We start from the raw sequence: 19,848 nt of genomic DNA on the forward strand, positions 1-19,848 counted from the left end.
CATCGAGTTTGGTTCAAAGGCGGGTAGTCTACCCGCCAGGCCGCGCCAGCTCTAGTTCATATGAGGGGATGGCTAAGGACTGGAATAGTAAAAATTTAAGTGGTTCTAACTTCTCATCTGGGGTGTGGCTTCCTAATTCTACCACATTTCATAATGTTAGATTCACTGGTTCCAATTTGACAAAGTTGTTTGTTAACAGCGGGATATTAAAGTTTGAAGCATCTGATTTTAAAAGTACTGATTTCTCAGGAGCCGATATTACATCCGTTTTTTTCTATTGCTCTGATTTGAGAGGAGCTAATTTCACTGGTGCTATTATGTTTGCCACTCACTTTGATCATAAGAGTGATGGAGTATGTAGCTCTATTCCTCCAACGGATCTTACTGGAGCAATATTTGTCGGTTCGGAATTTAAAAATACCAGGTTTAATGGTTCGGCCAGAGCTGCTGACTTTAGTTACTCAACTCATATACAAACAGGTGGATCAGGCATAGTAAGTCAAGCTGATCTTTCATTCAGTAAGTTCATAGGTGCGGATTATAGCAACGAAGGACGAGGTTTTCGCTGGCAGTTTGTGAGTTTGGACTTTGCTGATATGCGGAGTGCTAACTTTGCAAATAATGACTTTGCTGCGACGAATGGAACCGTCACTATGGTTGGCGCTGACTTGCGTGAAACCAATTTAACCAACACCATCTGGACAGGTGTCAATCTTCGCAATGCCAATTTGCTCGGATCCAATTTAACTGGAGCAGATCTTTTACAGGTGATTTGGGATAATACTACTTGCCCAGATGGAACAAATAGCAATGATAATAGTAATACCTGTGAATTTAATCTTTAAATAAATTAGGGAGCGATCTCAAATCCGAGGAAGTCATCAATGGATGTGAGTGCCGAAAGCGGACACCGGTTTAATGGTTTGAACCAAACAAAAAAGCCGAGCAATCGCTCGGCTTTTAATTAACAAATACTTACCGCATGGTAACGAATTCTTCAGCCCCGGTGGGATGTATCGCCACGCAGGAATCGAAGTCGGCCTTGGTGGCGCCCATTTTCACCGCCACGGCGAAGCCTTGCAGGATCTCGTCCATGCCGAAGCCGATGCCGTGAATGCCCACCACTTTCTCGTTGTCACCTACACACACCAGCTTCATCTTGCAGGGCTGGCGGTGGCTGGTTACGGCGGTGTACATGGCGGTAAAGGACGAGGTGTATACCTTCACCTGGTCGTCGCCGTGCAGTTCCCGGGCCTGAGGCTCGGTCATGCCCAGAGTGCCGATGGGCGGATGGCTGAACACCACGGTGGGGATCAGGTCATAGTCCATTTTGGCGTCGGGCTTGTTGTTGAACAACCGTTCCGACAGCTGGCGACCGGCCTTTACCGCCACCGGGGTCAGCTCTACATAGCCGATGTTGTCACCCACCGCATACACGCCGTTGGCGGTGGTGTTCTGATATTCGTCTACCTTGATGTAGCCATGCTGATCAACCGAGATACCGGCGGCTTCCAGATTCAGGCTCTGGGTCAGCGGGCGACGGCCGATGGCCCAGATCAGGCAATCCACGTTGAGCTGCTCGCCGTTGTCCAGATGCAGGGTCAGGCTGCCGTCACTCTGTTTTTCCACGCTCTTGGGCACGGAATGAGTGTGCAGGTGCGGGCCTTCGGTGGCCATTACTTCCATCAGGGTGTCGGTGAGCAGCGGGTCGAAGTTGCGCAGCGGGGCGTGTTTGCGCACCAGCAGGTGGGTTTCGGAACCCAGGGCGTTCATTACTCCGGCCAGCTCTACCGCTATGTAGCCGGCTCCGACTACCGCTACCCGCTTGGGCTGTTCGTTCAGCTCGAAGAAACCGTTGGAGTCGATACCGTATTCGGCACCGGGAATGTGCGGAATGATGGGCTCGCCACCGGTAGCGATAAGAATGTGATCGGCGGTGACTTCTTCGCCGTTCACCTCAAGGGTGTGGGCATCCTTGAAGCGGCCGAAGCCCTTGATGACGGTGATGTTGTTGTTGCCCAGCACTCGGTCGTAAGACTGGTGAATACGGCCAATATAGGCCTGGCGGCTTTCAACCAGCTTGGACCAGTCGTGGCCCTTCAGTTCGACATCAAAGCCGTAATCGGCGGCATAAAGCTTGACCGCATCGGCAATCTGGGCGCCGTGCCACATGACTTTTTTGGGTACGCAGCCGACGTTGACGCAGGTGCCGCCCAGGTCTTTGGCTTCAATCAAGGCTACTTTTTTGCCGTGCATGGCGGCGCGGTTGGCGGAGGCGATACCACCGCTGCCGCCACCGATGGCGATATAGTCGAAATGCTGTGCCATATGTCTGCTCCCTGTAATAAGTGGGGGTCAATTAATGCTGTCGGGCGATTGTACACCAAGTTTTAGTGAATAAGGCGGTCAGTAAATAGCCACTCCGATGCTCTACAGGGCGCTTGGCGCATGAAAAGCTTGAACATTGTCGCCATTATCACCATGTTAGGGGTATTCACACACTTGCCTGCGGGCAAGGCGGTGGCCAAAACAATAAGAGGTACAGCACATGACCAACCCGCTACTGACCATGGACGGCCTGCCGCCGTTCAGCCAGATCAAACCGGAACAGGTAAAGCCGGCATTAGAGCACGCCATTGCGGACTGCAAGAAGCGGGTCGAAACCGTGCTGGCCTGCGATGAGGCCTTCACCTGGGACAACCTGGTTGCGCCGCTGGAAGAGGTGAACGATCGCCTCGGCCGCATCTGGTCACCGGTCAGCCACCTCAACAGCGTGCTGAACAGCGATGAGCTGCGTCAGGCCTATGAGTCCTGCTTGCCGCTGTTGTCTGAATACCACACCTGGATGGGCCAGCACGAGGGGCTGTTTGAGGCGTATCAAAGCCTGGCAGAGCGCGACAGTTTCAAGAAACTGAGCCTGGCCCAGCAGAAGGAAGTCGATAACACCCTGCGTGACTTCCGTCTGTCCGGTATTGCGCTGGAAGCGTCGCAAAAGCAACGCTTTGGCGCCATCCAAACCCGGCTGTCGGATCTGGCGTCCGGTTTCTCCAATCAGGTGCTGGACGCTACCCAGGCCTGGATCAAACAGATTACCGACAAAAACCAACTGGCCGGCCTGCCCGAATCGGCACTGGCTGCCGCCAAGGCCCAGGCCGAGGCCCGCGAGCTGGACGGCTGGGTCTTTACCCTGGACATTCCGTCTTATCTGCCGGTGATGATGTACGCCGACGATGCCGCCCTGCGCGAAGAGCTGTACCGCGCCTACTGCACTCGGGCCTCGGATCAGGGCCCCAATGCCGGCGAGTTCGACAACACCGCCACCATTGAAGAAATTCTGGCGCTTAAGCAGGAGCTGGCCGAGCTGCTGGGTTATGAAAACTACGCCCAGCTGTCGCTGACCACCAAGATGGCCGAGAACGAACAGCAGGTGCTGGACTTCCTCAACCAGCTGGCCGAGCGCAGCTACCCCCAGGGGCAGGCCGATCTGGCCGAGCTGACCGAGTTTGCCCGCGAGCACCATGGCATAGAGCAGCTTAACGCCTGGGATGTCACCTATTACGGTGAAAAGCTCAAGCAGCACAAATACACCATTTCCGATGAAGAACTGCGCCCCTACTTTCCCGAACACAAGGTGGTTCACGGTCTGTTCGAGACCGTTAAGCGCCTGTTCGGGGTCAAGGTGGTCGAGCGCTTCGGGGTGGAAGTGTGGCACCCGGATGTACGCTTCTTCGACATCTATGATGAAGAAGGCGAGCTGCGCGGCAGCTTCTATCTGGACCTGTACGCCCGTGCCAACAAGCGCGGCGGTGCCTGGATGGACGACTGCATCGGTCGCCGCTACCGGGAAGACGGCAGCCTGCAACGGCCGGTGGCCTATCTCACCTGCAACTTTAACGGCCCGGTGGGCGATACTCCCGCACTCTTTACCCACAACGAAGTCGAGACTCTGTTCCACGAATTTGGTCACGGCATTCATCACATGCTGACCAAGGTGGACGTGGCCGGCGTGGCGGGCATCAACGGCGTGGCCTGGGATGCAGTCGAGCTGCCCAGCCAGTTCCTGGAAAACTGGTGCTGGCAGCCCGAGGCGCTGGCGTTTATTTCCGGCCATCATGAAACCGGCGAACCGCTGCCGGCCGATTTGCTGGAGCGCATGCTGGCGGGTCGCAACTTCCATTCGGCGCTGATGATGCTGCGCCAGCTGGAATTCGCCCTGTTCGACTTCCGCCTGCACATGGCCACCGACGGCAGCCAGCCGGACCGAGTACAGCAGATTCTGAACGAGGTGCGCAAAACCGTATCGGTACTGCCGCCGCCGGCGTTCAACCGCTTTCAGCACAGCTTCGCCCATATATTTGCCGGCGGCTACGCGGCGGGTTATTACAGCTACAAGTGGGCCGAAGTGCTGTCGAGCGATGCCTTCTCCCGCTTTGAGGAAGAAGGGGTATTTTCGGCCAAGACCGGGCGCGACTTCCTGCATGCCGTTCTGGAGCAGGGCGGTTCCAAGGAGCCGATGGAGCTGTTCAAGCAGTTCCGTGGCCGGGAGCCGAAAATCGATGCCCTGTTGCGGCACTCGGGCATTACCGCCTGAGGCACGGCGTCATTTGTTCAATGCGGTCAGCCCGGTCATAATGGCCGGGCCTGAGAGGCGCCGAACATGCCTTTACCCGGTTTGATGAGACTCGACGGCTGGCCCTGTGCCAGCCGTTTTTAATGGTAATTATCGATGAGTGATGATCTGATCCCCCTGCGTGTCGAGCTGGAAGACCCGGCCCTGCAGCATGAAGCCGAGCGGCTGACGCTGGCCATGCAGGGCGTGGCTGCCGCCGCACCCTTTGCCCTGGTGCTGACCGAGGGGCGGCTGGAGCTGCGCAAGCTGGACGAGCCCAAGCTGGGCGGTGTGTATGTGGATCTGGCCGAAGGGGCCTCGGCGCACCGGCGCAAGTTTGGCGGCGGCCGGGGCCAGAGCATCGCCAAGGCCGTGGGTCTTAAGCACGGGCACATGCCCACCGTGGTAGACGGCACCGCCGGTCTGGGGCGAGATGCCTTTGTACTGGCGTCACTGGGCTGCAGGGTCACCCTGTGCGAGCGTCATCCGGTGGTGCATGCGCTGCTGGCCGACGGCCTGCGCCGGGCGGCGCAGGATTCGGAAATCGGGGACTGGATTGGTGAGCGGCTGACACTGCTGCCCTTTGGCCAGACCCTGGCCGACATCAGGCAGCAGCCGGATGTGGTGTATCTGGACCCGATGTTTCCGCACAAGAAAAAAGCGGCACTGGTCAAGAAAGAGATGCGGGTGTTTCACTCTCTGGTTGGCCCGGACGAAGACGCCGATGCGCTGTTGCCACTGGCGCTGCAACTGGCCCGGGCGCGGGTGGTGGTAAAGCGGCCCGGCTACGCGGGCTTTCTCAACGAGGTGAAACCCTCGGCCCAGATCGAAACCAAGAACAACCGCTTCGACCTTTATATCAAGCAGGCGCTGTAACCCCCGCCGGGGCGGCGTACACCGCCCCGCGTTTTCTTCGCTCCATTCAAATTGCCCTCTTTTTACCGACAAGTCGCCAACACCCTGCGGACCTGTGCCAGAGTTTGTTCAGAATTAATGCGACAACCTTTAATTTAGATTACTCTAATTTAAAAGGGATCACTTTCTGGAGAGCAGGGTTATGACGCAACATCAGGCGCCACAGGTTAAGGCATTTCTCGACCACGACAGCGACACCTTCAGTTACGTGGTGTATGACCACTCGGGCGGGCAGGCGGTGATTATCGACCCGGTGCTGGACTTCGACTATGCCTCCGGCTGTACCCGTACCACCTCGGCCCGGCAACTGGTGGACTTTGTGCGTGAACAGCAGCTGACCGTGCCCTGGATTCTGGAAACCCACGCCCATGCGGATCATCTGTCGGCGGCGCCCTTTTTGCGCCAGCAGCTGGGCGCCAAGGTGGCCATCGGCGAGCACATAACCGCGGTGCAAGCGGTGTTTCGCCAGCGGTTTGCGCTTGAGCCGACGTTTGTAGCCGATGGCAGCCAGTTCGACCACCTGTTTGCCGACGGTGACCGTTTCGAGGTTGGCGAGCTGCAGATTCGGGTGATGCATACCCCCGGCCATACCCCGGCGGATCTCAGCTATGTGGTTAACGAGCAGGCGGTGTTTGTGGGCGACACCCTGTTCATGCCCGACCTCGGCACGGCCCGTTGCGACTTTCCCGGTGGCAGTGCCAGCCAGTTGTATGGCTCTGTTCGGCAGTTACTGGCGCTGCCGGACGACACCGCCATCTATATTTGCCACGACTACCCCAAGGAAGGCCGTGAGCACCGTTATCACACCAGGGTGGCCGAGCAGCGCCAGCATAACATTCACGTGCGTGACGGCATCGACGAAGCCGCTTTTGTGCAAATGCGAAAAGAGCGGGATGCCACCCTGGGCATGCCCCGGCTGATTCTGCCGGCCATTCAAGTCAACATTCGTGCCGGACAAATGCCGCCGGCAGACGAACAGGGCCGAGTGTTTCTCAAGATCCCCGTCAATCAGGGGTAGCGATCCTTGCGTCGTGGCGGTGGCCCGGCACCCAGAACCAGGCCGTTTCGGCCGAATATATAAATGGCTGATTCAACACAATAAATAATTTTTAATATTGATAAATGGTTGTTTTGAAGTTGGATTTGGCTGTTTTTAGATGGGCGTCGAGACCTATGTTTCAGCGGCCATATTATTAACCGTCGTTATGCGTCTGCCTGTCACAATTATTTAAGACTCGTTTACTTGCCGAACAGGGCTGTCGCGCTAAAGCTGAAGGGGGATAATGATCGCAAGGATGCAATAATAATGAGAAAAAATGTTCCTGTTACCCAGACCGAAAGAACATTTCCGAGCACGGAAAAACTGATTTCCTCTACCAATACCCAGGGCAATATACTGCACTGCAATGATGCCTTCGTGGAGGTGAGTGGCTACAGCCGGGAAGAACTGATCGGACAACCGCACAATCTCGTGCGTCATCCTGATATGCCGCCGCTGGCATTCAGAATCATGTGGGAGCACCTCAAGGCCGGCAAGCCCTGGATGGGCATGGTCAAGAACCGTTGTAAAAATGGCGATTACTACTGGGTTGATGCCTACGTGACGGCCATTACCGAAAACGGCAATGTCATTGGTTTTGAATCGGTACGCTCCTGCCCCAAGCGGGAAGATATTGCCCGGGCCGAGCAGTGTTATGCGCAGGGGGGGCAGCAGGGGGCCATGAGCAAAGCAGGAACCATGGCCCTGCGCAGCCTGCCATGGCTGGCGGGAGTGGGTGGTGCCGGGGTGCTGCTTGGCCTGGGCCATACCACGGGGGCATTGGGCTGGTTGTCGCTGTCGGCGGTGGCTTATGCATTGGGCTGCAACCTCAAGCACCGGCGCACCATGCAACAGATTGATGCCCTGCTCAATGATGCCTTTCGCCATGAACTGGCGGTGAGCACCTACACCAAAGACAGTGGGCTGCTGGGTCGCATCAAGGTGGGCATTCGCAGTGAAAAGGCCAGACTCGACGCGATTGTGACTCGAGTTGAGGATGCGGCCCGCCAGGTGACGCGTCAGTCCGAAGCCGGCTTGGGTCTGTCCCGCCAGGCGACGTCGGGCATTCAGCGTCAACAGCAGGAAACCGAGCTGGTGGCCACCGCCATGCACCAGATGACCACCACCATTCATGATGTTTCCGGGCATGTGCAGGAAACGGCCCGTCAGGCCGAAACCTCCAACGAGCTGGCGATGCAGGGGCGTGACGTGGCGATGACCACCCGCAAATCCATCGAGCAACTCAGTCAGACGGTAGACAACATCAGGGATTCGGTACTTCAGCTTTCCGAGCAGACCGGCCGTATCGCCCAGGTGGCGATCATGATCGAACAGATTGCCGGGCAGACCAATCTGCTGGCGCTGAATGCGGCGATTGAAGCGGCCCGGGCCGGTGAGCACGGCCGTGGCTTTGCGGTGGTCGCCGACGAGGTGCGGCAGCTGGCCCAGCGCACTCAGCATTCAACCAGCGAAATACATCAGATCCTCGATACCTTCAAGCAACAGGCGGCCAGTTCGGTGCAGGTGGCCGAGCATGGTAAAGCCGGGGCGGAAGCGGGGCTGGCGCGGGTAATGGAAACCGAAACCATGCTGTCGGGCATTTCTTCCTCCGTCGGCACCATTGCCGATATGTCCCATCAAATGGCCTCGGCGGTTGGCGAGCAGGCTCAGGTGGCCGGCGGAATCAACGAGCAGCTGACCAACATTTCGGTGTTGTCCCGCTCCAGTCTGGCACAGGCAGATGAAGCCTCTTCCAGCATGGAAGGGCTACAGTCGGTTTCGGATGGTCTCTACGATTTGCTGATACGCCTGCGTCGTTAAGCCTATTGCAGCATCTCGGTAATGGTGCCGGCCTGGCCCCTAATACGTTGTACTACCTGGCCGGCCCGTTCCGATACTTGGGTTGATTGCAGTTTGAGCTCATCCATCAAGGCCATGAAGCGGCTTAGCTCGGCAGCCTGACTGTCGGCATGGCCGGCGCCCTGTTCGGCCATCGAGGTGGTGGCCTGCGAGGTGGCCCTGACCTGCTCGGTCACTTCCATCAGGGTTTGTGCCTGACCGTGCTGGGCTTCGGCGGCCCCCATCATCTTGCTGATGGTCTGGTTGAGCTCGTTGCTGGCCAGCCGCAGCCGATCCATGATGTTGCCGATTTCGGTCAGCGAACCCTGGGTATTGCCGGACAGCTTGCGTACCTCATCGGCCACCACCGCAAAGCCGCGGCCATGCTCTCCTGCCCGCGCCGCCTCGATGGCCGCATTCAGTGCCAGCAGATTGGTCTGCTCGGCTATCTGTTGAATGACCCCGATAATGGCGGAGGCATCGTTGACCGAGTCGTTCAGGCTGCTCAGTGCCTGCTGACCGGTCAGGGCCGCTTGCTGGCTTTGTTCGGCGGTGTGTACCAGTTGCTCCACTTTTTCCCGGCTGACGCCCATGGCCTGCAGGTTGTCGCGGGCGGTGAGGGCGATGTCGTCGGTGGCCTGGCGCATCTGCTGGGCCAGGTGGTTGAGCTCGTTGACCATGTTGACGCTGCCATTCATGGTGTTGTCGGTGGTCTGGGTATGCTGCTGAATATCCAGCACTTCTTCCACCATCTGCTCCAGCGCCGCCGATACATGGCCCAGCTGTTCGGCCCGGCTCTGTTGCTGGCGTTGCAGCTGGTCGATCAGGCCATTGAAGCTGGTGGCGATCTGGCCCAGCTCGCTGTTGGGGTGGGTGACGGCCAGGGTGGCGAGCTGGCCGTTCTGCAGCAGCTGACCAAAGGCATTGCGTAACTGGTGCAGCCGTTTAACCACCAATTGGCGTTGAAACAGATAGCTGAGCAGGGCAAACAACAGCAGGGCGGCACACAAACCGATCAGCAGCAGCACCAGCTGCTTGTAGTCGGCCTGTCGTGCGCTTTCCTGTTGCTCCACCAGTTGGTCCAGCTGCTGTTCTATGGTGCTCAGCCCGGCGGTGAGGGCGGCCGAAGCCTGGCTGCGCAGCGCCAGGTTGCCGCCGGTATTGGCAAGCTCCTTGGGGTAGCGACGCAGCAGGCTCAATACTTCTCGTTTGGGGGCTTCACCCACTTCTACCGGTTTGGGTTGGCGCAGGGCGAATTCGTCGACTTCCTGTTGCTGATAGATGCCCAGCAGCGGCAGGGCCTGCAGTTCGGCGGCCAGTTTGTTCAGCTCGGCGAGCTGAAAATCCAGTGAAGCCTTGATACTGGATCCCTTGCCGGCGATATAACCCTGACGCAGGTGAATAAGCCGGGGCAGAGCGGCCAGCATCTCGGCGACAAGGGTACGATAACGGTCTGCGAGAGGCCGGTCTATATCGGCGTAGCGGGCCAGCGCCCTGAGCTGGTCGGCCAGTTCCTGCTCTGCATGCTGCAGCAACTGCTGGCTGTTACCGGACAGCTTGCCTGCCGCACGAAAATCGTGGCTCAACTGTCGCTGCAGGTCTTGCACTGTCTGTTTGGCCGACTCGGCCTCGGGGTAGGAGGTTAGGGCCTCGGCCATGCTTTGCAGTTGCTGCTCGGCGGTGGTCATCAGGCTGGTGTCGCCTTGCTCAAGGTAGGCGGAAATGGTGCGATACAGGTCGATGTTGGCATCCCGGCGCAGCTGCTCCAGCCCGGCCCGGCTCTGCTCGCCCTGCTGCAATCGCTGGTCTCCCAGATAAAAGGCGCCGGCCAGTACCAGCGCCAGCATGATCAGCAGTAACGAAGACAATAACGAAAACAGCGACACCTTCATCGGTCAGACCCCAATGTATCCTTGTGGTCCGCAGATTAAGACAAAATCATGACAGTTTTATGATGAGGGCAGTGACAGTACCGTTTGCATCAGTTGTTTATGCAGCGGGTGCGCCATCAGCGGGTCGGGATCGATCAGCTCCAGACGGCCTTCTTTCTGGGGGGCGAGGCGATAGACGCTGAGCTGATCATCCACCTTGTTAAAGGCGCGCCAGCCATCTTCCACCCGCAACACCGCCTTCAGCCGGGCCACCTTCAGCTCGCGACAGAAGCTTTCCACTGCCTGCAAGTCGAAACAGACCTCGTCGAGAAAACGCCAGCCAATCGAATAATGCTCCTGCCCGTGGTTGCTGTAACGGCGCCAGGGTTGGCTGCGGCTGAGCCGGGGGCCCGAGTCGGCAATCAGCGGACGAGCGACATTGCCGGCGTGAGCCTGGGGGCTGGCGGCCTTGCGCTCGGCGTGATGCGTCTGCTGCAGCCAATGCTGATCCAGCCGGCCCTGAGTCACCGCCACCAGCTGCTGGGGTGGCTGCTGTTGTGCTATGTCTTGGCGCAGGGCGTCAAGCTGTGCCGGCTCGCACAGTTCGGTCTTGTTGGCCACTATGATGTCGGCCAGCGCCAGCTGATCCCGGTAGGTGTCGTGCTCCTGATAGCGTGCATCGGTCCACTGGCGCGGGTCGACCACACAGAAGGTGGCGCCCAGTTGCAGCACATCCTGATAATGCTCGGCGGTCAGGGTGTCCAGAATACGGCTGGGATGGCCCAGGCCGCTGGGCTCGATGAACAGCCGATCCGGTTTGGCTTTGTGCAGCAGGGCGTTGAGTCCTATCTGAAAGGGCAGGCCGGACACGCAGCACAGGCAGCCGCCGGGCACCTCCTTGATCATGGCGCCCTGATCGGTGAGCAGGGCACCGTCGATGCCGACCTCCCCGAATTCGTTGACCAGAATGGCCCAGCGTTCCTGCTCCGGTTTGTTGGCCAGCAGGTGGCGCAGCAGGGTGGTTTTGCCGGTGCCGAGAAACCCCATGATGAGATGGGTAGTAACGGGAGTGGTCATGGTTGCATCCACAGAGAATAGTTTTGTTATCTTATAACATGTTTAGGGCGGGTAAATCACGTGCTCCCAAGGGGATGTATTGGTGCAGAAGGGATCAGCAAACGGCGCCGATGCGTCAAGGAGGACAAAGGGATCTGCTCAGCTGACCTTCTGTTTCAGGGATGAAACAGAGAGCGTACACGGATTGTATTCATAGCGAGTCGGCGGAGCGGGCCCTTTGTCCGGGGTTGATATGTTGGTCAAAACGATCGAATTGTTTAATGCGGCGGGTAAAAGATGAAGGGAAGCCCGCCGACAGTAACAGAGTGCCGGCGGGTGAGTCGGAGGATTAAGGCTGGATTACCACCCGGCCCTTGAGTTTGCCGGCCAGCAGATCCCGGGCGGCCTCGGCGGTGTGCTCCAGCGGATAAACCTCGGCCTGTTCTTCAAAGTCCAGCGGCAGGCTGTCTTGCAGTCGTTGCCAGGCTTCGATGCGTTTTTCTTTGGAGACATAAACCGAATCGATACCCTGCAACTGCACCCCGCGCAGAATAAAGGGCATGACGGTGGTGTTGAGTGCCACGCCGCCGGCCAGGCCACAGGACACCACCACGCCGTTCATTTTGGTCTGGCTGAGAATACGGGCCAGGGTGCGGCCACCGACGGCATCGATGGCGCCGGCCCACTGCTGGGATTCAAGCGCCGCCGGCTCCTTGTCGAGCTCGGTGCGATCGATAACCTGGCTGGCGCCCAGAGACAGCAGCCACTCTTTATGCTGCAGTCGGCTGGTTTCGGCATGCACCTCAAAACCGGCCTTGGCCAGCAGCCGCACCGCCACCGAGCCCAGGCCACCGCTGGCGCCGGTAACCAGTACCGGGCCCTGCTCCGGGGTTATGCCGGCCCGCTCCAGTGCCATCAGACCGAGCATGGCGGTAAAGCCGGCGGTGCCGATGGCCATGGCGCGCTTGGCGGTCATGCCGGCGGGCATGGGCACCAGCCAGTCGCCCTTGGCACAGGCTTTTTCCGCCAGGCCGCCCCAATGCTTTTCGCCTACGCCCCAGCCGGTGAGAATGACTTCATCACCGATGCGGTGATCCGGGTGGTCCGAGGCCAGCACGGTTCCGGCGTAGTCGATGCCCGGCACCATGGGCCACTGGCGGACTATTTTGCCCTTGCCGGTAATGGCCATGGCATCTTTGTAGTTGAGGGTGGAATAATCGACCTTGACCAGCACGTCACCGGCGGTGAGTTGACTTTCGTTGAGCCGCTGCAGGCTGGCGAGGGTGTCTTTACCTGATTCTTCTAGTAGCAGAGCTTTGAACATCTCTTTTCTCCTGGCACGGTTTCCTGGAACCCAGTGTAAGGAGACTGGGGCGGAAAGCCATGCCGAAAAGCAGCAAATATCGATTTTGTGAGCCCGGCGTCATCCGGCCCGGGCGGCAGTGGCCGGTTTGATCCAGGCCTCGTTAAGCCAGAGCGATGCGACAAGTATGAGTCCGCCCAGGCCGAGGCGCAGCAGGTCGGCATCCCGGTTCCAGATCAACAGGTTGACCAGCAGACCGGCGGGTACCAGGGCGTTGTTCATGATGGCCAGGGCGCCGGCATTGACCAGGGTGGCGCCCTTGTTCCACAGAAAATAGCCCAGACCGGAGGCACCGAAGCCCAGCCACAGCAGTATGCCCCATTGCAGATGGGTGGCGGGATACCTGTCTCCGCCCAACAGCAACCAGGCGGGCACCACCACCGCCAGCGCGCCCAGATAGAAATAGCCGAACAGCTTGTGCTGGGGCGGGTGGGCGGGATAGCGCTCCATCAGTACCTTGTAGCCTACCTGCCCCAGGGCAAAACAGAGGTTGGCACCCTGTACCACCGCAAAGCCGAGCAGATAGCGGTCGGTGAGGCCGTCGAAGCGAATGACCAGGGCGCCGATGACCGCCAGCGCGGCGGTCAGCAGGTAACCGGGGTTGAAGCGCCGATGCAGCAGATCGTAGATAAGGGTGACGTAAATCGGGGTGAGTACGGTAAAGATCAGCACTTCCGGCACCGTCAGCAGCAGAAACGACTGGTAGTAAAACAGATACATGAGCCCCAGTTGCAGGGCGCCGCAGGCCATCAGTCCCAGGGCCAGGCGCGGTGGCTGGCGCCAGGACATCAGCGGCATAAACAGCAGGGTCGCCATGCCAATGCGGCTGAGTACGGAAAAATAGCTATCGACACTAGCGGCCAGATAAACACCGATCAGGCTGAAAGAGAAGGCCCACAACAGGGTTACGGACATCAGATAAGGCATGATGAAAACTTCGATATTGGTCAGAACGGGGCGCCATAATGGCGTAAAGTGCAGGGATAATCCAGAATGCGGCCCATAAAAAAAGCCGGCGCAATGCACCGGCCCGGGACCAACATCAGGTTTGTCATAAAGGAGAGAATGACGTCCCTAAACAAGGTGGTTTAACACCACACGCAGAACTGTCGGGCGCTTGCCCACAATAGGTTGTCAGCGTGGTTACCCACGCCGCCCGGTCTTGAACATTCCGTTTGTACCGCCACTGTCGGATTACCTCGAATAATCCGTCAACGACGATAGACAGGCAGTACCCCCCATGATGCCACCATGCCCGGAACCTTGTTCGACCCGGCTGTCGGATGAATTGCTTCACCACGCCGACGATAAACTTGTTTGAGGGCGCTATTCTATGGTCTGATCACTTATGTCAAAAATGAATTATCATCATAAAGCCATGGTGAATATCGATGGATAATCTGTACCAACGGCTGGATCTGAACCTGTTGCGGGTGTTCGACGTGCTGATGCAAAGCCGCAACGTTACCCGGGCCGCCGAGCAGCTGAACCTGTCCCAGTCGACGGTCAGCCATGCCCTGGCCCGGTTGCGGCAGACGCTGGACGATCCGCTGTTCGTGATGACCCGCAAGGAAATGCGGCCGACGCAAAGGGCCCAGGCGCTGGCGGCGCCGGTGCGCCAGGCCCTGCTGCTGCTGGAGCAGGGGGTACGGCAGTCGGCGGGGTTTGATCCGGCTTTGTCCCGGCGTACCTTTCGGCTTGCGGTGCCGTCGTCCATCGAGCACGGCGCCGTGCCGCTGCTGGTGGAGTTGCTGCATCAACGGGCGCCGGCTTGCCGCCTGGCGGTAACCGAACTGGTACATTCCGATTATGAAGACAGCCTGTCTCGCGGCGGCCTGGATCTGGTGGTGGCCTTCGCCGATGGCGATCACCTGTCACCCCGGCTGCTGGTCGAGCCCTGGTTCGACAACCCCATGATGTGCCTGTCGGCCCTGACCAGCGAGCTGCCCGAGCGGCTTTCTGCCGAGTTGCTGGTGGGCTGGAGTCATGTGTCCACCTCGACCTGGGGGCACAATCAGACCCTGATTGAAAGCTGGCTCAAGAAAAAGGGACTGGAGCGGCATATTGCCGTGTGGGTGCCGAGCTTCGAGGCCCTGCCCAAGTTGCTGGCGACCGGCCGATATCTGGCCATGGTGCCGGAGCTGATAGCGCGGGATTTTTGTCACTATTACCCGTTGCAGCAACATCGGCTGAGCGAGTCTTTACGCAGTACCTATGTATTGGCGCAGCATCCGCTGACCGAGTTTGACCCGGCGCTGATCTGGTTGAGGCAATTACTGGAGGAAGTGGGCGACCGGCTGTGCCAGTCGCCCTGAACATCAGTTTTTGGGCAGGGGAACCACCAGCAGATCACAGGGGACCGTATTCATCAGCTGACGCGCCGAGGAAGTGAGCAGGCTCCAGAAGCTTTGCTCGTGGCCGCAAATCAGCAAATCAACCTGATGCTGATCGACCGCTTCGTTCACTTTCAGCGCCAGATCGCCGCAGATGACCAGCTTTTTCTCGATGGGGTAGTCGATGCCGGCCAGGTAATCTTCCAGGCGCTGCTTGGCGTCGGCGACCACCTGATCCTGAATGTTGTCGATATCGATGTCGATCATCTCGGTATAGAGATCCTTGAGATCCACATCCACATGAATGACTGACAATTTGGCGTTGTTGGCCCGAGCTCTGTCTACTGCCTTGGCGATGACCTTGCGATTGCTTTCGCTCATGTCAACGGCAGCCAGTATGTGTTTATACTGATAGGGTTCTGTCATTGCACCTCTCCTTTTTTATAAGTCTATCAATCCATTAGCCGATAAACCGTGAGCTGTATGGAACTTCTGCAAGCCCCCAGCTGTTCAGCAGCATAGGCCAGATATTGGTCAGGATACAAGCAGAACCCGCTCGGGATTGACGGATATTGTGTGGCCGTCAGGGTTCTTTGCCCTGCAGCAATGATTTGAGCGCACCGATTTCCGCTCTGAGCGAGGCCACCTCGCCCTGCAACGCGTTCAGGCGCTGTGTCAGCTCTTCCTGGTTATGTGCTTCACCGGCCTGGATATGCCGCTCCGAGGTTTCCAGCTGCTGTCCTGTTTTGGGATTCAACAGGGTGGAGGCAACCAGGCCCGAGATACCGGCGAACAGCGACACCCCGGTAAAAATGACGATAGCGGAGATCACTCTCCCGGCGGTGGTGACCGGATAGTGGTCGCCGTAGCCGACGGTGGAAATGGTGACCAGGGCCCACCAGATGGCGTCTTCGGCGGTGTCGATATTGGAGCCGGGCGCGCCGGCTTCGGCCATAAGAATGGCGATGGCGCTGCCCCCCAGTACCACCACCAGGATCAGCAGCATGGAGGCCAGTACCGTGCTTTCGCTGTTTCTCCACAGATGGCGAATCACCTGATTGGCCACCCGAAGCATGCGCAACACCCGCAGTACCTGAAAAATCCGCCCATAGCGCAACACGTCAATCGCCGGAATCGAGGCGATAAAGTCGATCCAGTGCGTGCTTAAAAAGCGCCGCTTGTTGGGTGCGACCAGCAAGCCATAGAAAAAATGACTGAGTAAAATCATGCAGATGGACGTATCTACATAGAGCAGCAGCTCTTTTTCTGCCTCATCGAAAGGGCCAAACTGGTACAGCACTATGGCCACCACCGAGATGATGGATAACACCATCATCACCAGGTCGAAGGCGCTGGGGGGAATGATGCGCAATGATGTTTTCACGGGCTCTCCTGTCCGTTTCACGACTTCGCCCTGCGGGCGGGGTGAAAGGTCCTGTTATGTTTTATTGGCTTGCAGCAGATAGCGGCGCGGGGTATTGAGCCGGTCGGTAAAGGTGCCGAGGCTCACGCGATAGCCCTGCTCTTCGAGGTACAGGGCGCGATCCAGCAGCAACCACAGTTCCAGCAGATAACGGTACCGGTGGCGCACCAGCTCGATGCGTTTCACCAGCAGACGGCGGCTATCGGCCCGTTGCAGCCAGTGCTCGCCGTCGATGCTGTCCGGCACCGGCAGCGACTTCTGCTCGCAGGCCCAACGGGCAAAGTCGGCAAAATCGCCACTCAGCAGCCGTTTGGGAAAGGCCGGCAGCGGCAGATAATCGGGGCTGCCGGTCAGGCTCTGTTGCAGTTCGTCGAACGCCAGCCGCCAGGTCAGCTCGATGTGGCGCAGGCGGCGCACCCGTTCGCCCCCGGTGACCTGTTGCTGCAACGGCAGCCGCAGGCTCTGGCGATCCAGCTGCAAGTTTTGCTGCCGGCCGGCGGCCGACAGCGGGCGGTAATGCTCACCGTCGATCAGGTGATAGCAACAGGGTGACAGCGCCAGCCGGCGAGTACCGGCGGCGGCGGCATGGCGCAGAAAACGCAAATGCAGTTCGCCGCAGGCGTGCAATGCCAGCGCCTGTTGTTCGGGCCGAAACCACCGGGTGGCATCGGCGCTCAGGGCATCGGCACACACAAAGTGATGGTCGAGCGTCAGTTGCCCGGCGAGTTGCTCGCCCTGGCGGCATAAATCGGCATTCCATTCCAGGCTGGTCACCGGTTGTGTGTCTTGCTGGGCCAGCAGGCGCCCCAGGTGGCCCTTGCCGGCACACCATTCCAGTATGGGGTGTTCTGTGGTGATATTGGCGGCAAAATCCCTGATTTGCGCCCATTTTCGGCCGGGAATGCCGTTGCTCCAACGCGGAGTGGCGTAGTCGGCGGCCCGTTTCAGCTCGGGTAACTGAAAATCATGAGCCGCCACCATTTCGGATCGGAATGGCGCCAAAAAGGCCAGGGCGGCGCTGTCGTCTTCGTCCAGGGCGTCGAGTAGGGCTTCATCCAGCGCCATCAGCGCCGGTGCCAGCTCGGGCCAGGGCAGCGAGGTGCAGGCAAAGGGTGCAAGCTGCCAGTCACCGCGGGTGCGGTGCAGCAGGGCGCTCAGCTGTTGAAATTGTGCGGCGAGAATACTCATGGCGCGAATTATAACCCTGTCGCCGGTGTCGGCATAGCCGAGCGGCGGTGCGATCGCTAGAATAGCGCCTTTGTTGTCAGCGAGAGTGTGAGTGCCATGAAAGCCTGGGATGTAATTGTGATCGGCGCCGGTGCCGCCGGCCTGATGTGTGCCGCCGAGGCGGGCAAGCGGGGCCGCAAGGTACTGCTGCTGGATCACGGCAAGCGCATCGGTCGCAAAATACTGATGTCGGGCGGCGGGCGCTGCAACTTCACCAATTATTTCGTGGAGCCGTCCGCCTACTTGTGTGGTAACCCGCATTTCGTCAAGTCGGCGCTGGCGCGCTATACCCAGTGGGACTTTATCGCGCTGGTGGAGAAACACGGCATCGCCTATCACGAAAAGACCCTGGGCCAGCTGTTTTGCGATGATTCTGCGCAGAACATCGTCGATATGCTGGTAAAAGAGTGTGAAGGCGCCGGGGTAACCATACGGCTGCGCGCCGACGTTCTCAACGTCGACCGACTGGGCGACGGTTTTATGGTGGCCACGGCAACCGAGGAAGTGAGCTGTCAGTCACTGGTGGTGGCCAGCGGCGGCCTGTCGATGCCGAAGATTGGCGCCTCGCCCTTTGGTTACAAGCTGGCGGAGCAGTTCGGGCTCAAGGTGCTGCCTACCCGTGCCGGTCTGGTGCCTTTTACCCTGCAGCCGGAAGACAAGGCCACCCTGGAGCCGCTGGCCGGGGTGTCGTTGCCGGTGGTGGCCGAAAGTGAAGACGGCACCCGTTTCGCCGAAAGCCTGCTGTTTACCCATCGCGGCGTGTCCGGCCCCTCGGTGCTGCAGATTTCGTCTTACTGGCAGGCGGGCGAGCAGGTGCACTTCGAGCTGTTGCCCGCCGGTCGGCTGACGCAGGGCGTAGCCGACAGCCCCAATCAGGAACTGAAAACCTGGCTGAGCCGTTACCTGCCCAAACGGCTGGTAGAAACGCTGCTGGAGCGGGAAGGCATCACCAACAAGCCGCTCAAGCAGTATGTGCCCAAAGAGCTGGCGGCCATCGAGCAGTTGTTGTCCGCCTGGCCATTGAAACCCGGCGGCACCGAGGGCTACCGCACCGCCGAGGTAACCCTGGGCGGCGTGGATACCAACGAACTCTCGTCCAAGACCATGATGGCCAGCAAGGTGCCCAACCTCTATTTTATCGGCGAGGTGGTGGATGTGACCGGTTGGCTGGGAGGCTACAACTTCCAGTGGGCCTGGAGTGCCGGCTGGTGCGCCGGCCAGGTGGTTTAAACGATATCCAGCGGTGTCTTGCGGTCGGGTGCCGGGAAGGCGGCATCCAGTCGGGCCAGCACTTCGTTACTCAACACCAGGTTCAGGGCCTCGGCGTTCTGGCGTACGTGCTTCGGCTGCACCGCCTTGGGAATGGCGATCACGTCGCGCCGACCATCGACCGGGCGAATGGCCCAGGCCAGCAGCAGCTGGGGCACCGTAACCTTTAGTTCGGCGGCAAGGGCCTGCAGCTCGGGGTGACCGAACAGCTCACGGCGCAGGCGTCCGCCCTGAGCCAGCGGGCAGTAGGCCATGACCGGCATGTTCTGCTGGCGTTGCCAGGGGCGCAGCGAATGCTCTATGCCCCGTGAACCCAGGTGATAGAGCACCTGGTTGACGGCGCTGTCGTCACCGCTCAGTTGGTGCCATTGCTGCAGTTCGTCGATGTCGAAGTTGGACACCCCGAAACGCTTTATCTTGCCGTCGGCCTGCAGTTGCTCGAAGGCGTGCAAGGTTTCTTCCAACGGAATGCTGCCGGGCCAGTGCAGCAGGTACATATCCAGATAATCGGTGCCCAGTCGCTGCAGGCTGTCTTCACAGGCCTGAATGGCGCTGCGCTTGCCCGCATTCCAGGGATACACCTTGGACACCAGAAACGCCTGTTCCCGCCGCCCTTTGAGCGCCTCGCCCACCACTTCTTCGGCACCGCCATCCGCATACATTTCGGCGGTATCGATCAGCCGAAGCCCCAGCTCCAGTCCTTGCTGCAGGGCGCGCACTTCATCGCGACGGGGAGCCAGACCTTCGCCCATGTACCAGGAACCCTGACCGATGGCGGGCAGGGTAACGGCGGCCTGGGTGGCGGTAGCCTTGAGGGTAACGGTGCTTTCCATGATGACCTCTCGATAATGAACTATGGAAGTGGTTTCCACATTGTGGTTACTCTGTATGGTGACGCAGCGAA

The 19,848-nt window shown here is 59.1% G+C and carries 16 protein-coding genes; 7 read left to right on the forward strand and 9 right to left on the reverse strand.

Annotation, left to right across the window (positions count from 1 at the left end):
• Positions 1 to 845, forward strand: an 845-nt coding sequence (locus tag Q0753_RS12605; protein ID WP_298721498.1) for a pentapeptide repeat-containing protein, incomplete at its 5' end; no start/stop codon positions are given.
• Positions 846 to 975: 130 nt separating this feature from the next.
• On the opposite strand, the gene gorA is transcribed toward Q0753_RS12605, so the two are convergent.
• The gene (gene gorA / locus Q0753_RS12610; RefSeq protein WP_298721500.1) at positions 976 to 2,328 is read right to left on the reverse strand and encodes a glutathione-disulfide reductase; all 1,353 of its coding nucleotides are present in this window, start codon (positions 2,326 to 2,328) and stop codon (positions 976 to 978) included.
• Between the two features lie 220 nt (positions 2,329 to 2,548).
• Here gorA and prlC point away from each other — a divergent pair, with 220 nt between their 5' ends.
• The 4 genes from prlC (at position 2,549) to Q0753_RS12630 (ending at position 8,384) form a co-directional block, all read left to right on the forward strand.
• Entirely contained in the window at positions 2,549 to 4,591 is a 2,043-nt protein-coding gene (prlC, locus tag Q0753_RS12615; RefSeq protein ID WP_298721503.1) for an oligopeptidase A, read from the forward strand.
• Between the two features lie 135 nt (positions 4,592 to 4,726).
• The gene (locus Q0753_RS12620) at positions 4,727 to 5,485 is read left to right on the forward strand and encodes a class I SAM-dependent methyltransferase (RefSeq protein WP_298721505.1); all 759 of its coding nucleotides are present in this window, start codon (positions 4,727 to 4,729) and stop codon (positions 5,483 to 5,485) included.
• A gap of 181 nt (positions 5,486 to 5,666) precedes the next feature.
• Entirely contained in the window at positions 5,667 to 6,542 is an 876-nt protein-coding gene (locus Q0753_RS12625; protein WP_298721508.1) for an MBL fold metallo-hydrolase, read from the forward strand.
• Positions 6,543 to 6,830: 288 nt separating this feature from the next.
• Positions 6,831 to 8,384, forward strand: coding sequence for a PAS domain-containing methyl-accepting chemotaxis protein (locus Q0753_RS12630; protein WP_298721511.1), 1,554 nt, complete (start codon positions 6,831 to 6,833; stop codon positions 8,382 to 8,384).
• 2 nt (positions 8,385 to 8,386) lie between these two features.
• Here the strand turns inward: Q0753_RS12630 and Q0753_RS12635 are convergent, their stop codons facing one another.
• The 4 genes from Q0753_RS12635 to Q0753_RS12650 form a co-directional block, all read right to left on the reverse strand.
• A complete protein-coding gene (locus tag Q0753_RS12635) occupies positions 8,387 to 10,294 on the reverse strand; it encodes a methyl-accepting chemotaxis protein (RefSeq protein ID WP_298721514.1) in 1,908 nt (635 codons plus the stop codon).
• A 57-nt stretch (positions 10,295 to 10,351) separates the two neighbouring features.
• Complete coding sequence (locus Q0753_RS12640) at positions 10,352 to 11,350, reverse strand: GTP-binding protein (RefSeq protein ID WP_298721517.1); 999 nt, start codon at positions 11,348 to 11,350, stop codon at positions 10,352 to 10,354.
• A 328-nt stretch (positions 11,351 to 11,678) separates the two neighbouring features.
• Complete coding sequence (locus tag Q0753_RS12645; RefSeq protein ID WP_298721520.1) at positions 11,679 to 12,653, reverse strand: MDR family oxidoreductase; 975 nt, start codon at positions 12,651 to 12,653, stop codon at positions 11,679 to 11,681.
• A 99-nt stretch (positions 12,654 to 12,752) separates the two neighbouring features.
• The gene (locus tag Q0753_RS12650; protein ID WP_298721523.1) at positions 12,753 to 13,619 is read right to left on the reverse strand and encodes a carboxylate/amino acid/amine transporter; all 867 of its coding nucleotides are present in this window, start codon (positions 13,617 to 13,619) and stop codon (positions 12,753 to 12,755) included.
• Between the two features lie 464 nt (positions 13,620 to 14,083).
• Here Q0753_RS12650 and Q0753_RS12655 point away from each other — a divergent pair, with 464 nt between their 5' ends.
• Complete coding sequence (locus Q0753_RS12655; RefSeq protein WP_298721526.1) at positions 14,084 to 15,007, forward strand: LysR family transcriptional regulator; 924 nt, start codon at positions 14,084 to 14,086, stop codon at positions 15,005 to 15,007.
• Between the two features lie 3 nt (positions 15,008 to 15,010).
• On the opposite strand, the gene Q0753_RS12660 is transcribed toward Q0753_RS12655, so the two are convergent.
• The 3 genes from Q0753_RS12660 to Q0753_RS12670 all read right to left on the reverse strand — a co-directional run bounded on the left by Q0753_RS12660 (position 15,011) and on the right by Q0753_RS12670 (position 17,636).
• Positions 15,011 to 15,451 (reverse strand): universal stress protein, encoded by a 441-nt coding sequence (locus Q0753_RS12660; RefSeq protein ID WP_298721529.1) that lies wholly within the window; start codon positions 15,449 to 15,451, stop codon positions 15,011 to 15,013.
• A gap of 157 nt (positions 15,452 to 15,608) precedes the next feature.
• Entirely contained in the window at positions 15,609 to 16,409 is an 801-nt protein-coding gene (locus tag Q0753_RS12665; protein ID WP_298721531.1) for an ion transporter, read from the reverse strand.
• 54 nt (positions 16,410 to 16,463) lie between these two features.
• The gene (locus Q0753_RS12670) at positions 16,464 to 17,636 is read right to left on the reverse strand and encodes a methyltransferase (protein ID WP_298721533.1); all 1,173 of its coding nucleotides are present in this window, start codon (positions 17,634 to 17,636) and stop codon (positions 16,464 to 16,466) included.
• A 96-nt stretch (positions 17,637 to 17,732) separates the two neighbouring features.
• Here Q0753_RS12670 and Q0753_RS12675 point away from each other — a divergent pair, with 96 nt between their 5' ends.
• Entirely contained in the window at positions 17,733 to 18,905 is a 1,173-nt protein-coding gene (locus tag Q0753_RS12675) for an NAD(P)/FAD-dependent oxidoreductase (protein ID WP_298721536.1), read from the forward strand.
• On the opposite strand, the gene Q0753_RS12680 is transcribed toward Q0753_RS12675, so the two are convergent.
• Positions 18,902 to 19,777, reverse strand: a complete 876-nt coding sequence (locus Q0753_RS12680; protein ID WP_298721539.1) for an aldo/keto reductase — start codon at positions 19,775 to 19,777, stop codon at positions 18,902 to 18,904. The genes Q0753_RS12675 and Q0753_RS12680 overlap by 4 nt on opposite strands.
• Between the last annotated feature and the right edge of the window lie 71 nt (positions 19,778 to 19,848).

Source organism: uncultured Oceanisphaera sp. (genome assembly GCF_947495715.1).
GTDB lineage: Bacteria > Pseudomonadota > Gammaproteobacteria > Enterobacterales > Aeromonadaceae > Oceanimonas > Oceanimonas sediminis.

Excerpts from the sequence above, each read along its gene's own strand:
- gorA (WP_298721500.1), bottom strand. The coding sequence starts at position 2,328 with ATGGCACAGCATTTCGACTATATCGCCATCGGTGGCGGCAGCGGTGGT.
- prlC (WP_298721503.1), top strand. The coding sequence starts at position 2,549 with ATGACCAACCCGCTACTGACCATGGACGGCCTGCCGCCGTTCAGCCAG.
- Q0753_RS12620 (WP_298721505.1), top strand. The coding sequence starts at position 4,727 with ATGAGTGATGATCTGATCCCCCTGCGTGTCGAGCTGGAAGACCCGGCC.
- Q0753_RS12625 (WP_298721508.1), top strand. The coding sequence starts at position 5,667 with ATGACGCAACATCAGGCGCCACAGGTTAAGGCATTTCTCGACCACGAC.
- Q0753_RS12630 (WP_298721511.1), top strand. The coding sequence starts at position 6,831 with ATGAGAAAAAATGTTCCTGTTACCCAGACCGAAAGAACATTTCCGAGC.
- Q0753_RS12635 (WP_298721514.1), bottom strand. The coding sequence starts at position 10,294 with ATGAAGGTGTCGCTGTTTTCGTTATTGTCTTCGTTACTGCTGATCATG.
- Q0753_RS12640 (WP_298721517.1), bottom strand. The coding sequence starts at position 11,350 with ATGACCACTCCCGTTACTACCCATCTCATCATGGGGTTTCTCGGCACC.
- Q0753_RS12645 (WP_298721520.1), bottom strand. The coding sequence starts at position 12,653 with ATGTTCAAAGCTCTGCTACTAGAAGAATCAGGTAAAGACACCCTCGCC.
- Q0753_RS12650 (WP_298721523.1), bottom strand. The coding sequence starts at position 13,619 with ATGCCTTATCTGATGTCCGTAACCCTGTTGTGGGCCTTCTCTTTCAGC.
- Q0753_RS12655 (WP_298721526.1), top strand. The coding sequence starts at position 14,084 with ATGGATAATCTGTACCAACGGCTGGATCTGAACCTGTTGCGGGTGTTC.
- Q0753_RS12660 (WP_298721529.1), bottom strand. The coding sequence starts at position 15,451 with ATGACAGAACCCTATCAGTATAAACACATACTGGCTGCCGTTGACATG.
- Q0753_RS12670 (WP_298721533.1), bottom strand. The coding sequence starts at position 17,636 with ATGAGTATTCTCGCCGCACAATTTCAACAGCTGAGCGCCCTGCTGCAC.
- Q0753_RS12675 (WP_298721536.1), top strand. The coding sequence starts at position 17,733 with ATGAAAGCCTGGGATGTAATTGTGATCGGCGCCGGTGCCGCCGGCCTG.
- Q0753_RS12680 (WP_298721539.1), bottom strand. The coding sequence starts at position 19,777 with ATGGAAAGCACCGTTACCCTCAAGGCTACCGCCACCCAGGCCGCCGTT.